Raw genomic sequence first — 16,580 nt, forward strand, 5'->3', positions numbered from 1 at the left:
GTGGTGCTGCGAGGGGGTATAGGGGGATTTCGCATAAAATCCCCCTATTCGGACGCAGACACCGAAATGAAAATATCAACTAATTCACAGCGTCCGAAACCTGCAGACAAAAAACCTACAACTTTCAAAGAAAGTAAAAAACTTGTCAAAAAGTTTCAGAAAATATAGGCGTTTAAGCAAAAAAACACAAACCACTGACAAGAACTTTCAGAAAACACCCACGTTTAAGTATAAAATCTAAATAACCTCAACCAAAACCCAAAACACTAAATAATCCAGCGAACGCTTAAATAGAAAGGATATTAACAAAAAGGGGCCGTTAAACTAACCGACCCAAAGGACTAAATAAAAGCTTATTTAATCAAATGACATTAACCAAAATTTGACAAACTGGCCTGTCAAATTGACAGGCCGCTACATCGACTATAAAAACGAACGGTAAGGTAATTCCGGTTCGTCAGTAAAGATATCTCTAAAGCCACGATAGTGCTGATAATGCATTTTACCTTTATCAGTTGGATAAGTATAACGCCCACCGACTTGCCAGAAGAATGGCGAGAATTGGTAATCAAGGCGATCTTTTTTCATTTCCCATAACACTTCAATTTCACGAGGATCACTTTGGAAGTTTGCCCAGATATCGTGGTGGAATGGAATCACGACTTTAGTATTAAGTGATTCGGCTGCACGTAAAATGTCTGATGAGGTCATTTTATCGGTTACACCACGAGGGTTTTCACCGTAAGAGAGCAACGCCACGTCAATCTTATAATCGTTACCATGTTTCGCATAGTAGTTAGAATAGTGAGAATCGCCAGAGTGATAAAGTGATCCGCCGGATGTTTCAAACAGATAGTTAACCGCTCTATCATCCATACCGTCTAAAATCGATTTATCGGTTGAAGAGACGCCTTTAGGTAGCGTTACTAAAGAAGTTCGGTCAAATGAGTCAAGCACACGAATGGTGATATCACCCACTTCAATAGTGTCGCCCACTTTGGCAACAATGCAGCGATCTTCCGGCACGCCCCAGCTTTTCCATAATTCGACACAAGCTTTAGGACCAATAAATTTGACTTTCGGTGAACAATTTTGGATTACCGCCGCTGCCACATTAACGTCAATGTGATCAGCATGATCGTGGGTTGCCATTACTGCGTCGATCTCTTTTATCGCAAAAGGGTCAAGCACAAAAGGGCTGGTTCTTAAATTGGGTTGTAACTCACGCACGCCGCCCATACGCATCATTTGATGTTGTTTGTTCATGAAAGGGTTGGCATGAGTTTTTTTACCTGTTCCACACCAAAAATCCACCGAGATATTTGTATTACCAGCCGATTTTAACCAAATCCCGGTACAAGCAAGCCACCACATGGTAAACGTATTGGGTTTAACCTCGGTTGTTTCAATCTCTTCATTAAGCCAAGTTCCCCACTCAGGAAACGTATTTAATATCCACGATTCACGGGTAATTTCGTTCACTTTACTCATACTATGTTCCTTTTAACAATAATAATTAGACTAAAATCACTTCTACACCTTGTTTTTTGATGCTCTCAATTACTTCCTTGTTTGCTTGCTTACCGGTAATTAAGATATCAATTTTACTTACTGGGCAAAAAAGCATGCCTGAATTTGCTTTGGTATCGATTTTTGAACTATCGACCACCACTACCAATTTTTCCGCTTTTTCTAATATTTGCTGTTCAGCTACAGCGCTTAATATTTCATTTTTATAAAGGCCTGTTGGCGTAAGGGTTTTGCCACTGGTAAACATCCATTTACCGGCATAGGAATCTGTGATACTGGCAATTGGGTTGAGGATGATATTTTGTGTTTTGTTATATAAACCACCCATAATGATGACATTTTCATGATCATGCTCAATTAAATAACAAGCCAGTGGAAAGTAGTTGGTGATAATCGAAACCTGCTTGCCACACAATTCACGTCCTAATAAAAAAGCGGTTGATCCACAATTAATCACCACATTTTCATCGTTACTGCATAGCTTTGCCGCTCGTATCGCAATGCGTGCTTTTTCGTGATAGTTTTCGGTGTTGTTGATGTCAATTGGCACCCAAATCGCTTTTTGTTCTTCTAATCGCATAATGCCATTACGAACTTTTTTTACTCGCCCTTCTTGATCTAATTTTGTGATATCACGACGGGCTGTAGCCGGTGAGATCGAAAAAAGTTCGATCAATTCTGTCACTTTGAGCATCCCTTTTTCGCTCACTAAAGCAACAATTTCATTATGTCGAGTTATTTCGTTCATTTATCGCCTCAAGTTGTCCATTTTTTGATTAAATTTGATTATTTGTGATAATAGTTTTCATTCACAATATTGTCAATTATTTTAAAAATCCTATTCCAGTAATATTTCTTTAATATATTGTAAAAAAATAACTTTTGCATTTGTTTAGATCGGTTTTTTTAACAAAAGTGTGATCACAATCACAGATATTAAGTCGAATGAATTAGAAAGGTGATCTTGGTCAAATTAATCATAAATAATCATTGAGTGATTAATTGTGATTGTGAAAAGATGATGTCGGTTAATTGAGTCATTTGCGATTGATTAACCCATGAAGTTTAAATTTATCTCAAAATTAACTTCATCATTAACAACCATATAAGAGACATTTTGATGATTTATTCATCTATCTGTTGTCAGTTCTTCGAATAATTGAAGCAGTAGTGTCCATTACCATTGAGAGGGGTCTATGGAAGTAATCTATAACATATTTTATATTTTTTATAGCCAAGTGATGACAAAGGCGCCTTTGTTACTTGGGTTAGTGACAATGTTAGGCTATTGCCTTTTAAGAAAAGATATCACCACTATTTTAAAAGGAACAATTAAAACTATCGTCGGTTTCATGTTATTGCAAGTTGGTTCGGGCGTTTTGGTTTCGACCTTTAAACCGGTTATCGCCAAACTTTCTGAATATCATGGCATCAAAGGATCAATTATCGATACTTATGCCTCAATGGTGGCGGTTGAGACAGGCATGGGTGAGTATTATTCATGGGTAGGCTATGCGGTACTATTAGCGCTTGCGATTAATATTTTATTGGTTATTTTCCGCCGTATAACCGGAATTCGGACAATTATGCTTACCGGACATATCATGTTCCAACAAGTGGGCTTAATTGCACTATTTTATTTCCTATTTGGTTTTAGCATGTGGGAAACAATCATCTACTCAGCTGTTATTACGGCGCTCTATTGGGGAATTTTTTCCAATATGATGTTTAAACCAACTGAGGCCGTCACCGGTGGAGCTGGGTTTTCAATTGGTCATCAGCAACAATTAGGGTCGTGGATTGCGGTTAAATTAGCGCCGAAATTAGGTGATAAAAATGATTCAGTGGATAATCTAAAACTTCCGAAATGGTTGCATATTTTCCATGATAGCATTGCGGCAACTGCAATTGTCATGACCATCTTTTTTGGCATTATTCTACTTTCTTTCGGTTTAGATAATTTACAAACAATGGCCGGTTCAACCCATTGGACAATCTATATTTTAGAGACCGGGCTTAAATTTGCGGTGGCAATTCAAGTTATTGTTGGCGGCGTGAGAATGTTTGTTGCCGAATTATCTGAAGCTTTTAAAGGTATTTCTGAAAAATTAATTCCTAATGCGGTACTCGCCATTGACTGTGCGGCGATTTATGCGTTTTCACCTAATGCAATGGTGTTTGGTTTTATCTGGGGTGCATTAGGGCAATTTTTAGCTATCGCTTTATTACTGGTCTTTAAATCGCCGATTATGATCATTCCGGGCTTTATCCCGATGTTCTTCTCTAATGCGACCATTGGCGTATTTTCTAACCATTTTGGTGGCTGGAAAGCGGTGATGAAGATCTGTTTTGTTATGGGCATGATTGAAGTATTTGGCTCTGCCTGGGTGATTCATATCTTTGCGCAAAATGGTACACCAATCGATTCTTGGATGGGTATGGCTGACTGGGCTATCTTGTTCCCGCCTATTTTACAAGGATTATCTTTCTCTTACTTATTCATCTATGTACTTATCGCTTTAGCTTTAGTCTATATGTTCTTTGCGGCTAAACAGTTACGTCAAGAAGAAGCAGAACAAAAAAACAGACCGCTGGTCGATGATCCAACTGAAGATGTTAACGAAGCGGTCGTTGAAAAAATGGAAGAAGTGGCAATTAGTGAAGGTAAACCGGTGCGCATTTTAGCGGTATGCGGCAGTGGTCAAGGCTCTTCAATGATGATGAAAATGAAAATTGCCAATTATTTAGATAAGAAAGGCATAGCCAATGTTATGGATTCATGTGCAGTTACCGATTACAAATCCCGTTTACCTAATGTCGATATCATCGTTGCCTCTAAGCATCTGATCCACGAGATTGAAGTGAACGAAGGACAACATGCTTTAGGTGTACAAAATATGCTTAATCCAAACACATTTGGTGATGAACTTATTGAACTGATTAAAAAAGTTCTTGCCCAGTAAATTATATAAAAGGAGCGCAACATGGCTTTGAAAGAATCATTGATTGAAAACAACTCTATTTTACTTAAAGCTGATGCAGCCACTTGGCAGGAAGCTATCAAGTTAGGAACGGATATGCTTGTTGCATCTCAAGCGATTAAACCCTCTTATTATGAGGCGATTATTCACTGCGTGAAAACCATGGGACCTTACATTATTATCGCCCCTAATTTTGCCATGCCACACGCCAGACCCGAAGACGGTGTGAATCGAACAGCATTTGCTTTAGTCACACTCAATAAACCGGTCTACTTTGACGGCGAACCGGAGCCGGTTGATGTGCTTATCACGTTAGCGGGCAGTACTTCTGATGAGCATATGCAAGGGTTAATGGAGGTGACACAAGTACTCGATGATGAAAACAGTGAAACAGGTGTTGATCTCGATAAGTTAAGAGCTTGTAAAACCAAAGAAGATGTTTATGCCGTCATCGATAAGGCATTAATGGGAGGTTGATTTATGTATCAGGCTTTAAAAGAGAAAGTATTACAAGCTAATTTAACCCTGCCCAAACATCACTTAGTGACCTTTACTTGGGGTAACGTTTCGCAAATTGATCGTACTAAAGGGGTGATTGCGATTAAACCCTCCGGCGTAGAGTATGAAAATATGAAGGTCGAAGACATTGTTGTCTTGTCACTAGAAGGTGAGATAGTCGAAGGACGATTAAACCCGTCAAGCGATACCGCAACGCATCTTGAGCTTTACAAAGCGTTTAGCAACATTGGTGGCATAGTGCATACCCATTCACCTTTTGCCACCATTTGGGCGCAAGCAGAATTAGATGTACCGGCATTAGGCACAACGCATGCGGATTATTTTTATGGCGATGTACCTTGTACAAGGCGATTGACTGAAAATGAAATTGCGTCAGATTATGAAAAAAACACCGGATTAGTGATTGTAGAGGAGTTCAAGCGCCGTGGTCTTGATCCGGTTGCTATGCCAGGCGCATTAATTTCAGGTCATGCGCCATTTTGTTGGGGAAAAGATGCCATTGATGCAGTACATAACGCAGTGGTACTCGAAGAGGTGGCTAAAATGGCGCTGTCAACTCGTCAGCTCAATCCAACCATTCATATTCAACAAGCTTTATCAGATAAACACTATTTCCGTAAGCATGGTGCCAATGCTTATTATGGTCAAAAATAGAATTTAAAGGGGAAGTAAAATGACAAAACCTAAGTTACAAATAGCCTTAGATCAAACAGAATTAAAGCCGGCTTTAGAGGTAGCAGAGAATGTTGCCGGATTTGTCGATATTATCGAAGTCGGAACGATTCTGGCATTTGGTGCCGGCATTATTGGTGTGAAAACCTTAAGAGAAAAGCACCCTAATCATATTTTAGTGTGTGATTTAAAAACCACCGATGGCGGTGCTATTTTGGCGAAAATGGCGTTTTCTGCTGGCGCAAATTGGCTCACGGTTTCAGCAGCGGCGCATATTGCAACCATTGAAGCTTGTAAAAAAGTAGCTGATGAGTATAACGGTGAAATTCAAATTGAGCTGTATGGTCATTGGACGCTTGAAGATGCCAAAGCGTGGCGTAAATTAGGCATCAAACAAGCGATCTATCATCGCTCACGAGATGCCGAATTGGCAGGGGTTGGTTGGGGCGAAGAAGATCTGGTTAAAATGCGCCAACTTTCTGATCTGGGGTTAGAGTTATCCATTACCGGTGGCATTGTGCCGGAAGATATACATCTGTTCAAAGGAATTAAAACCAAAGCATTTATCGCTGGTCGAGCACTAGCCAATGAAAACGGTCAACAAACGGCGCAAGCGTTGAGAGATCAAATTGCTAAATATTGGTAAGCGGATTGATGCAGCCACTTAATTGGTGACTGCATCAAGCTTTATTTAATCACTATTAGGTTTAAACTATGACAGAAAGTTCAATCAATATCATCAAATCATCGCCTTTGATCGGTCTTTATGAAAAAGCACTTCCTAATACGCTTTCATGGCAAGAAAAATTTAACCAAGCGAAATCATTAGGATTCGACTTTATCGAACTGTCGATTGACGAAACTGATGAACGACAAGCAAGGCTCGATTGGTCAGATGAAGAGATTTTCAGCTTAAAGCGATTATGTGAACAAACCGGCATCTATTTTCATTCCATTTGTTTAAGCGCTCACCGTAAATACCCGTTTGGCTCAGCGCAGGAGAGTATCCGACAACAAGCTAAAATCATTATGAATAAAGCCATTTTGCTTGCTTATAAGTTAGGCGTGAGAGTGATTCAGTTAGCGGGCTATGATGTTTATTACGAACCGGCTAATTTAGAAACTCATCAGCGTTTTATTGAAGGAATGCAATGGAGCGCCAAACAAGCTGAGCGAAGGGGCGTGATGTTAGCGGTTGAGATTATGGATACCAACTATCTCAATTCGCTCAGTAAATTTGAGATTTTACGAAAATCAGTCAACTCCCCTTATTTTATGGCTTATCCGGATGTGGGTAATATTACCGGTTGGAACTATGATGTGTGCACCGAGCTATTACTCAGCAGTGAACATATTGTGCAAATACATCTAAAAGATACTTACAAAGTTAAACCCAATTACGCTGGACAGTTTCGTGATTTAGTGATCGGTGAAGGTGAAGTCGATTTTGATGCGATCTTCACAACGCTCAAACAGATGAATTATACCGCACCACTGGTAATTGAAATGTGGGCACAAGATCAAAACTGGAAACAAAATATCGTGACGGCTAAACAGCGCTTAATGGGTATTGCTCAGCAAGCCGATTTTCCACTATTTAGTTAATCGGGTTTAGGTTAATTGTTCCACTCATTTTTTACACTGCTTCACCCCCTTCAAGCTGGTGAAGCGTGTTTACACGCTTATTATTAACACTAAGGCTAAACAGCTAACGATTATTTTTAACCAATTGATTCATAAACTGTTTTTCACTATTTAACCCTTAATAAACAAGGCAGATATTAAAAATATTATTGGTGATTGTTTGCGCTTGTGGTATTTTATTTATCGGTTTTGGTTATGCTGTCTAATCTATATTATATGTTTCAAGGTCGTGTTTTAACCAGATTTTAAATTTCCAAATTGAAATAAAAATAAGGTGTTAAATGACTTTAAGCATTGATTCAAAAAAATTATCTTTTTTTACATTACCTCTTACTTTTGTTGCACTGTTTTTTATTTTCAGTGTGCTTATTATTCTATGGTTATTTTTATACCCTTTTATTGGGGTAATTGACCATTTTTATCTATTATGGTCAATTATTAGCGATTATATTTTCTACTTGCATAATGAATTTTATAATTTAATTCCGGTTGCTTTATTAAGCTTTATTGTTTCGGCTTTCGCTTTAAATCGATGTAATATTCATATTTTCACGCTGAAAAATCTCCTTTTGTTAGAAATCAATGTCGTGATTGTCAAAATATTTGACTTAATATTTGATCACATTTTTGTTAACAGTGACTTATTGGCAAGGTTTATCGCGCCTAATTCAAGTGGCGGGATTGTGACGGCGGCTATCAGCTATAATGTGCTTAAGCTGACCTTAATCGGTCTGATTATCTATTTTTATATTAAACTGATGAGTCCATGGTTTGATAAAAGTAAACAGGTTTTTGAGCTTAACCAACAAAATAGCACTCGTATTCACTTTGTGTTGTTTATTGCGCTATATATGTTCTTGTTTGTTGTGTTTACCGCTTTATTATTGTTCACCACCCTAACCATTTCTAACTATTATCATGCAAGTGAGTTAAATGAGATCTTCCCACTTATGGTTTTTTTGATTAATTTATTGCTGGTTATATTAATTAGTCGAAAACAGTTCAAACAAACTTTTGTAGTGCTACAGACCGATAGAATTATTAAAAGTGCGCTGTTAATTAATCTATTTACGGTGATTTTCAATCTGCTTTGTCTGGCGTTATTGTTTAATAATACTAGATTAATTTATTGGGCAAATAACTTGCGATCGCATTTTAGCTATATTCTACCTTTAATAACGTTATTGATATCGATGATTTGCCCGTGCTTTATTGTCTCTTCAATTACCCGTTATTACTTTGCCGGTTCAACTAAAGCGCATATGTTATTTAAGTAATGATTGTTGTTGTTCACTTTCTAAAAAACCAATGATCTCTTGTTGTGATTTAAGCGTTCGAATATTGCGCAATAATGAAGCTGCCGGTTGATAATGTTGTCGTAGATATGCCAGCCATTGTTTGATTCGAGCAGAATGGTAAAACGGTTTGGCATCGGCTACATGACTGCTTGCGTAGCGACTTAATATTTGTAAAACGTCTTGCCAGCTTAACGGTGCTTGTTTAAAGCGTATCATATTGGCTAAATTAGGTATGGTTAATATTCCCCGACCCAGCATTAGATCGCAACTTAGGCTCTGATTCAAACAATTTTGGGCATCTTCAATAGCAAAGATTTCACCATTGGCTATGACCGGAATGGTCACTTTTTGTTTTATCTGGCCTATGGTCTGCCAATCGATTTTGTCCGCTTGATAACCGTCCTGTTTTGTTCGACCATGAACCACCAATTCAGTGGCTCCAGCGCTGGCAATGGCTTGCGCAATCTCATAGCAAAGGGATTTATCATGCCAACCGAGACGAATTTTAACCGATAATATTTGCTCGTTACCAATCGCTTGTCGGACGTGTTGAACAATATCGAAGATCTGCTGTGGATATTGTAATAGATAGGCGCCGCCATGACTGCCAACCACGGTTTTAGCCGGGCAACCAAAATTAATATCCACGCCATAGGAGCCTAATTCGATCGCTTTGAGCGCATTTTCTGCCATCCATTGCGGTGATTGTCCCAGTATTTGGACACGAACAGGTGTGCCCGATGTGGTTTTTCCGCTATGGTTAAGCTCCGGGCAAAGTCGATAAAAGGTTCGATTGGATAATTTATGATGCGTGACGCGCACAAACTCCGTCACGCAATAATCAAATTTATTTATTTCAGTTAAGATTTGTCGGACATGATAATCCAATACACCTTCCATTGGTGCTAATATAATTCGATTAATATTCATTGTGTTACCCGATTTTTATCGCTTTCACCACAGATCGGACAATCGGGCTGCTTTGAAAGTCCAACCTGATTAAATTGCATACTCATGGTATCAATCATCAGCACCCGACCCACTAATGGCTTGCCATAATCGGTTAAAACTTTAATAGCTTCGAGTGCTTGCATCGACCCAAACATGCCAACTAATGGCGCCATGACACCGGCTTCAACGCAACTTAGTTGATCTTGCCCAAACAGTCGGCTTAAACAGTGGTAACATGGCGTATTAGCTTGATAAGTAAAGGTTGTTAATAGCCCTTCCATTCGTATAGCCGCAGCAGAAACTAGCGGTTTTTTAAGCTGATAACAGTTGCCATTAATCTGTTCCCGGGTGGATAAGTTATCGGTGCAGTCGATGACAATGTCGTGTTGTTGAATTAATGCCATTAACTTCTCATCTTCAATTTTATCATTGATTGCAGTTATTTCGATATCCGCATAGATGTTAAGTAATGCTTGTTTGGCTTCATCCACTTTAAATTTGTTGATTGACTGTGCAGTATATAAAATTTGCCGGTTTAAGTTAGATGCGGACACGGTATCAAAATCGACTAAAGTTAATTTACCGATACCGGCACTGGCTAAATAGAGTGAAGCGGCACAACCTAATCCGCCCAGACCAATTATTAAAACAGCGCTATTTTTTAAGATCTGCTGTTTATCAATATCAAAACCACGTAAAGTGATTTGTCTGTCATAACGATAGAGTTCTTGATTGGTTAGCGCTTGCATAGGAAGTTGTGTTGGTTATTAAAAAATCGCTATTATAGCAGAAACTTGGCACAAACATTGTGCCAAGTGAAAAACATTATTTATCGAATTTCGACAAGAAGCTTAAATACTCTTCTTTACTCATCAGTGGTTTATAGTTGGATAATAATGTTTGTGCCGTTTTGGCGTCATCATAAAGCAGATCGATAATGGTACATGCCATCATTTGAGCGGGGCGGATGTAGGCCATATCTTCATCAAATACCGTGTAGTCTTTACCGTGCAGTACGCCTCTGACTGAGCCAATCCATGGATGACTAACCGGCATGATATGTGATAAATCGCCGGTGTCAGTGCTACCCGTCATATGCGGCGCAACAGATACATTTTCTTCGCCAATTAATGCTTCAGCATTGGCTTTTAAAAGCGTATTTAATGTTGGGTTATTATGCAAAGGTAGATAACCGGGTAGATCTTTAATTTCACACGTTGCTCCTACCGCCATTGCGCCGGCTTTTAAGGCTTGATTAATTCGCTCATTGGCATCAATCATCGCCGGAACGTTACCAGCCCTTACATAGCTTTCCATACGCACATCACTGGGTACCACATTGACCAAATCGCCGCCTTGAGTAATGATTGGGTGAAAACGAATATAGTCTTTTTCCTGAAATGTTTCACGAATCGCATGAACGCCCATCATGCCCATCATAGCGGCATTTAATGCATTGACGCCGGCATGTGGTGCGGCTGCCGCATGAGCTGCTTCCCCTTTGTAGCGGATTAATTTACCAATAAAACCATTACTGGTTGTTGAGATTTCGATAAATCCGTCTTGTTGTTCGGTCGGTACACTGGTTAAATGGATTTGTAATGCCATATCAACATCATCAAATTCACCTCGTGAAATCAGTTCCGGTTTACCGCCGATATATTTAATTTTGCCTTCTTCAATAAGGCTATTTCGGTAAGTAATTTCAACATACTCTTCGGCCGGTACAGCAAATGGCACCACATCGCCGGCTAAAAACTGCATGGCGCCGGCGTCAATTAATCCCATAGTGACCGCCATCATGTTGGCAATTTGGGCATTATGACCACAACAATGCGCAGCACCGGATGTTTCATCTGCGGACGGGTGGTCAGCGCAAATAATCGCATCGAGTTCGCCAATGACTGCAACGCTGTATTGGCTACCTTTACCCCCTTTTAAGCGGCCTTTAACGCCAGTTACCGCCAGTTTATTTTCATATGGTACGCCGAGCGCATCAAACGCTTGTTCAACTTTTTTGGCGGTTTTATGCTCTTTATAGCCCAGCTCCGGTTCAGCCCAAATCGCTTCAGCAAGGGTTTTTATATCTGTTTTACGGTTGGCAATCGCTTGGCAAACCTGTTTTTTAAGTTCTTCTTTTGTCATCAATATCATCCTTATCTAAATTAGATAACGCCTTCCCATTGTAATGTGATTTGAGCAATAATTGCCGCAAAAATAAAGGTGCCCGAAAATACCGCTAGCGATACCGGAATGATTCGCCACGATATACTTTTAAATAAAGCAAGATCTTTACCGATTGCTAATCCTGCATAGGCAAGCACCGGTGTACAAACCGCTAGCAAAGAGACCTCATTGGTTATCGATACCACTTGCTCATTAAATGGAAAGATTGGGGAGGACGCCACCGCAGCGGCAACCGATACCCATAAAATAACCGGTAGTTTATTGAGCACCGGAATTTTGCTGATAAAAAAGCCGACAATGGATATCGCGACTAAAATAGCCATGGCTTGTAGTGAAAGCATAAAATCAATGTGATAACCGACTGAGTTGCCAGCGGCCATGATAATTGCAACTAAAATAAGTAAAAAGAGTGTTTCTAAAATCTTCATAATTATGCGCCCTCTTTATTGCGTCGAAAACGGGCAAGTGTGTTATACAAAAATGATGCAAATGGTAGAGAAAATAAAGTATAAATATAGATGCCAACAATGCTCGACATTAGGTTAGCGGTTGTGGCATAAGCTTTAATTTCGTTCGCCATTTGCGGGTAAAGATCGCTGATTGGTGCAAGGGAGGCGGCCATCATGCTGCCACTTCCAACTCCAGCGCCCATGGCTAAAGCATAGGGATGCAAAATATTAAATTTAGCCATTAAAGTGGCAAGAATACTCATCCATATTGCGCCATAAAGTGTGCCACAAACATACATTGCCATCACACCACGTCCTTCCGGCGATTCAAGGCCATATTTGTCGGCAACAATCGCAATATTGGGTTCACGCGCAACCGAGTAAGTGGCGCCAACCGCCTCTCGTTTCATCCCTAGCATCATTGCCAGCGGTAAGCCTAATAAAATGGTACCGGCAAAATGTCCCAGCTCTTGAAAAATCAAAGCGAGTTTTGCGTCGTGTAAAATCATATCAATTTTGGGACCCACTGATACTCCAAGTTTGGCAACCAGTAGCATTAAGGTAATAATCATCACGGTGCTGGCATGATTCATATTTTTAATTTTCAGTATCTTCAATTTCGGTAAACTAATAATGCCGCCAATTATCATGGCAAACAGCATTGGGTAAACCACAATTGTCCAAATTGATTGCTTACCAATAAACTCACATAATAAAACAACAAGCAGTGCAAGAAAATGCACTCTATAGTCTTTTAAAACCTCCATCCTAACTCCTTATTTTTATTGCTATTAGTCTAATTTTTTTAAACTATCTATCTTAAACTATTGTTGCTCCCAACGTATTTTTAAAATGATTCAAAGCCCATTGATGACCAACGGGATCGAAGCTAGCTACCGCATTTTGATGAATCACGATGTTATAACCTAAATTGTAGGCATCGACGGCGGTATGTAATATGCAAATATCAGTACAAACGCCGGTTAAATGGATTTCACTAATGTGTCTTTCACGTAAGCGTAAATCGAGATCTGTGCCACAAAAGGCAGAGTAGTGACGTTTATTGATCCAATAGAGGTGATCACTATTTTTATGTTTTTGATATAGCGAATCTAAACGGCCAAATAATTGTTGCCCACTAGTGCCAATAAGATTATGTGGTGGAAAGAGTTTATTTTCCGGATGATAGCTATCTGAAGGATCATGCGCATCAATGGCGAAAACGACAAAATGGTTATCTTTAATAAATGATTGCGTTACTTTTACTATTTCAGACTCAATATGTTGACCAACTGACCCGGTCGTTAAAGCACCATTGTCTGCAACGAAATCGTTAGTGTAATCAATTGAAATTAAAGCTTTCATATAAAGTAAACAAATTAGCTAAGAAAGTTAAAGCTTATTAATAAATATATGATATGACAAGTGATTTTCATTAACCGTTTTGATGAGATTTGTCAGTACTATAAAGGAATAATTGGTATCTTTTTGAATTTCATTTACTTTATATAACTTATTTATAAAGTAAATTTATTATCAAAAACTGAGTATAAGTAAATTAAATGATGATTATTTTTATCATAGTCTTTATACCCGGATAAATTGCTCTATAATAACTAGCATTTTTGGCAATAGTACACAGGATATTTTAATGAGAACAATTTATTGCGGGCAACTCAATGCAAATTATATTAATCAAGAAGTCACTTTATGCGGTTGGGTTAATAAACGTCGAGACTTAGGTGGTATGATTTTTATTGATATGCGTGATCGTGAAGGGATTGTGCAAGTCTTTTTTGATCCCGATTATCAACAAGCATATCAACTTGCTGGCGAACTTCGTAATGAATTTTGTATTCAAATTAAAGGTAAAGTGCGAGCCAGACCGGAAGGACAAATCAATAAAGATATGGCTACCGGTGAAGTTGAGGTATTGGCGACAGAATTGACAATATTTAATCGCAGCGATGTTTTACCACTCGATTTTAATCAAAATAACAGTGAAGAGCAGCGCTTGAAATATCGCTATATCGATCTGCGTCGCCCGGAAATGTCTACCATTTTTAAAACTCGAGCGAAGATCACGGCTTTTGTGCGCGCTTTTATGAATGAGCACGGCTTTTTAGATATCGAAACACCGATGTTAACCAAAGCAACGCCGGAAGGCGCTCGTGACTATTTAGTACCTAGTCGTATTCATCATGGTGAGTTTTATGCGCTGCCACAATCGCCACAACTGTTTAAACAACTGTTAATGATGTCAGGTTTTGATCGTTATTATCAAATTGTTAAATGTTTTCGTGATGAGGATCTTCGTGCTGACCGCCAGCCAGAATTTACTCAAATTGACGTTGAAACATCGTTTATGACTGCTGAACAAGTTCGTGAAATCATGGAACAGATGATCCGCGAACTTTGGCTACATGTCAAAAATGTCGATCTGGGTAAATTCCCGGTAATGACTTATGCCGAAGCAATGCGCCGTTACGGCAGTGATAAGCCGGATTTACGTAATCCGCTGGAAATTATTGATGTGGCAGATTTGGTTAAAGATGTCGATTTTAAAGTATTTTCTGCGCCAGCCAATGATGCCAAAGGTCGGGTTGCTTTGCTGTGTGTACCTAATGGTGCGCAGTTAACACGTAAACAGTTAGATGATTATACGCAATTTATTTCAGTTTACGGCGCTAAAGGTATGGCTTGGATCAAAGTTAATGAGCGTAGCAAAGGTTTAGACGGGGTACAAAGCCCGATTGCGAAATTCTTCAATCAATCGCAAATGGAAGCGTTACTTGATCGTGCTAATGCCAAAGACGGTGATATCTTATTATTTGGTGCTGATAGCTATAAAGTGGTCAGTGATGCACTTGGCGCTTTACGTTTAAAAATTGGTAAAGATTTAGCTTTAACCGACGAAAGTAAATGGGCGGTGCTTTGGGTGGTTGATTTTCCGATGTTTGAAGAGACGGATGACGGACTTAGTGCAATGCATCATCCATTTACCTCACCGAAAGATTTTACACCGGAGCAACTTATCAATAATCCACAAGCGGCGGTGGCAAATGCGTATGATATGGTGATTAATGGTTATGAAGTTGGTGGTGGATCGGTGCGTATTTATCGTAGTGAAATGCAGCAAGCCGTATTCTCTATTTTGGGGATTGATGAACATGATCAACGTGAAAAGTTTGGCTTCTTACTTGATGCATTAAAATATGGTACTCCACCACACGCAGGCTTAGCATTTGGGTTAGATAGATTAACTATGCTGTTATCGGGCACTGATAATATTCGTGATGTTATTGCCTTCCCTAAAACTACAGCGGCAACCTGTTTATTAACTGATGCACCAAGCCCGGCTAATCCTGCCGCATTGGTCGAACTTGGCATTGAAGTCAGTAAAAAATAGCGATAATTTGATGCGAATGTTTAAAAAACCGGAATCTGTCTTAGTTGTTATTTTTTGTCAAACAACCAAACGCTGTTTGATGTTGCAACGCAAAGACGATCCGAATTTTTGGCAGTCGGTCACAGGTAGTATGGAAGATGACGAATTGCCGCAAGATACGGCAATTCGTGAAGTTATGGAAGAAACAGGTATCGATATAATCGGTCAAAAGCTAAAGTTAATTGACGCTAATTATAGTGTTGAATTTGAGATTTTCCCGCAATTTATACATAGATATGCTCCAAATGTTAAAATAAATAAAGAACATTGGTTTTATCTGCCAATTTCCTCTGAGGTAACCCCAATATTATCTGAACATTTATCTTATCAATGGATGACAATAAAAAACGCTGCAAATCTTACTTTATCGCCAAACAATGCTGAGGCGATCGGTAAAATTGATAGCATCATGAAACATAATGAAGAGGTCAACAATGAAATTAAGTAAGTTCGCTATTGTTTTAAGCAGTTTGTTCTTTTTTAGTTTTAATAGCCATGCCGATACCATCATCATTAAAGAGTGTAGGACATATCCGCATAATTATTTAGTGTTTAATGAGTCCGATAATATCATTTCTGAAAATATTGTAGATCACCAATTGGCCAACAATCCGGATCTGAAAGATGACACGATTGTGGAAATCTATACTAACGATTATTATGAAGATCGTAATGATTGGATAGCTTCATTTACATTTGAAGATAAACATAAAAGCTATCTATTGTATCAAGTTGATAAAGATGAGTTTACTGAGCTTGACCAAAATCAATATCAATTTCTTTTAGCCAAAATAGTTAAGTGTAATGCTGATAAACAACAGCCTATTTACAGTTTGAATTTCGATGTTGATTAATCAATAGTCAAAATTGGATTATTCACATCAACTTTGAATATAATTAA

17 protein-coding genes are annotated in these 16,580 nt (G+C 38.8%); 9 read left to right on the plus strand and 8 right to left on the minus strand.

All coding sequences use genetic code 11. The features are described 5' to 3' along the window. Window positions 1-423 precede the first annotated feature (423 nt). Window positions 424-1,491, minus strand: coding sequence for an L-ascorbate 6-phosphate lactonase (ulaG, locus tag J3U74_RS00005; RefSeq protein WP_267329851.1), 1,068 nt, complete (start codon window positions 1,489-1,491; stop codon window positions 424-426). A 25-nt stretch (window positions 1,492-1,516) separates the two neighbouring features. After that, window positions 1,517-2,278: an HTH-type transcriptional regulator UlaR gene (gene ulaR / locus J3U74_RS00010; protein ID WP_220218161.1), complete on the minus strand. Its 762-nt coding sequence runs from the start codon at window positions 2,276-2,278 to the stop codon at window positions 1,517-1,519. 448 nt (window positions 2,279-2,726) lie between these two features. Between ulaR and J3U74_RS00015 the strand changes: the two genes are divergently transcribed. From J3U74_RS00015 to J3U74_RS00040, 6 genes are all read left to right on the plus strand, one after another. Beyond that, window positions 2,727-4,493, plus strand: a complete 1,767-nt coding sequence (locus tag J3U74_RS00015; RefSeq protein ID WP_220218160.1) for a PTS ascorbate-specific subunit IIBC — start codon at window positions 2,727-2,729, stop codon at window positions 4,491-4,493. A 21-nt stretch (window positions 4,494-4,514) separates the two neighbouring features. Next, entirely contained in the window at window positions 4,515-4,988 is a 474-nt protein-coding gene (locus J3U74_RS00020; RefSeq protein ID WP_220218159.1) for a PTS sugar transporter subunit IIA, read from the plus strand. 3 nt (window positions 4,989-4,991) lie between these two features. Beyond that, window positions 4,992-5,684, plus strand: a complete 693-nt coding sequence (locus J3U74_RS00025; protein ID WP_267329852.1) for an L-ribulose-5-phosphate 4-epimerase — start codon at window positions 4,992-4,994, stop codon at window positions 5,682-5,684. A 19-nt stretch (window positions 5,685-5,703) separates the two neighbouring features. Continuing rightward, window positions 5,704-6,348, plus strand: a complete 645-nt coding sequence (locus J3U74_RS00030) for a 3-keto-L-gulonate-6-phosphate decarboxylase UlaD (protein WP_267329853.1) — start codon at window positions 5,704-5,706, stop codon at window positions 6,346-6,348. A 68-nt stretch (window positions 6,349-6,416) separates the two neighbouring features. After that, window positions 6,417-7,307, plus strand: coding sequence for an L-ribulose-5-phosphate 3-epimerase (locus tag J3U74_RS00035; protein ID WP_267329854.1), 891 nt, complete (start codon window positions 6,417-6,419; stop codon window positions 7,305-7,307). A 320-nt stretch (window positions 7,308-7,627) separates the two neighbouring features. Further along, entirely contained in the window at window positions 7,628-8,623 is a 996-nt protein-coding gene (locus J3U74_RS00040; RefSeq protein ID WP_267329855.1) for a hypothetical protein, read from the plus strand. Here J3U74_RS00040 and dusC read toward each other — a convergent pair. From dusC to J3U74_RS00070, 6 genes are all read right to left on the minus strand, one after another. Continuing rightward, on the minus strand, window positions 8,612-9,574 hold the full coding sequence (dusC, locus tag J3U74_RS00045) for a tRNA dihydrouridine(16) synthase DusC (RefSeq protein WP_267329856.1): 963 nt from the start codon (window positions 9,572-9,574) through the stop codon (window positions 8,612-8,614). The genes J3U74_RS00040 and dusC overlap by 12 nt on opposite strands. Then, complete coding sequence (locus tag J3U74_RS00050) at window positions 9,571-10,344, minus strand: molybdopterin-synthase adenylyltransferase MoeB (protein WP_267329857.1); 774 nt, start codon at window positions 10,342-10,344, stop codon at window positions 9,571-9,573. The genes dusC and J3U74_RS00050 overlap by 4 nt, the downstream gene beginning before the upstream one ends. 76 nt (window positions 10,345-10,420) lie before the next feature. Then, a complete protein-coding gene (locus J3U74_RS00055; RefSeq protein ID WP_267329858.1) occupies window positions 10,421-11,740 on the minus strand; it encodes an amidohydrolase in 1,320 nt (439 codons plus the stop codon). A gap of 20 nt (window positions 11,741-11,760) precedes the next feature. Continuing rightward, entirely contained in the window at window positions 11,761-12,210 is a 450-nt protein-coding gene (locus J3U74_RS00060) for a hypothetical protein (protein WP_220218151.1), read from the minus strand. A gap of 2 nt (window positions 12,211-12,212) precedes the next feature. Then, the gene (locus J3U74_RS00065) at window positions 12,213-12,998 is read right to left on the minus strand and encodes a DUF3100 domain-containing protein (RefSeq protein WP_267329859.1); all 786 of its coding nucleotides are present in this window, start codon (window positions 12,996-12,998) and stop codon (window positions 12,213-12,215) included. 52 nt (window positions 12,999-13,050) lie between these two features. Then, window positions 13,051-13,596, minus strand: a complete 546-nt coding sequence (locus J3U74_RS00070; RefSeq protein ID WP_220218149.1) for a cysteine hydrolase family protein — start codon at window positions 13,594-13,596, stop codon at window positions 13,051-13,053. Window positions 13,597-13,882: 286 nt separating this feature from the next. On the opposite strand from J3U74_RS00070, the gene aspS reads away from it, so the two are divergent. The 3 genes from aspS to J3U74_RS00085 are packed head-to-tail and all read left to right on the plus strand — an operon-like array spanning window position 13,883 to window position 16,533. Further along, entirely contained in the window at window positions 13,883-15,640 is a 1,758-nt protein-coding gene (aspS, locus tag J3U74_RS00075; RefSeq protein WP_267329860.1) for an aspartate--tRNA ligase, read from the plus strand. A gap of 10 nt (window positions 15,641-15,650) precedes the next feature. Continuing rightward, the gene (gene nudB / locus J3U74_RS00080) at window positions 15,651-16,127 is read left to right on the plus strand and encodes a dihydroneopterin triphosphate diphosphatase (protein WP_267329861.1); all 477 of its coding nucleotides are present in this window, start codon (window positions 15,651-15,653) and stop codon (window positions 16,125-16,127) included. Further along, window positions 16,114-16,533 (plus strand): hypothetical protein, encoded by a 420-nt coding sequence (locus tag J3U74_RS00085; protein ID WP_267329862.1) that lies wholly within the window; start codon window positions 16,114-16,116, stop codon window positions 16,531-16,533. Before nudB ends, J3U74_RS00085 begins: the two co-directional genes overlap by 14 nt. The last annotated feature ends 47 nt before the right edge of the window (window positions 16,534-16,580 follow it).

Origin of the sequence: Gilliamella sp. B3892, assembly GCF_026536305.1 — a bacterium.
Classification (GTDB): Bacteria; Pseudomonadota; Gammaproteobacteria; order Enterobacterales; family Orbaceae; genus Gilliamella.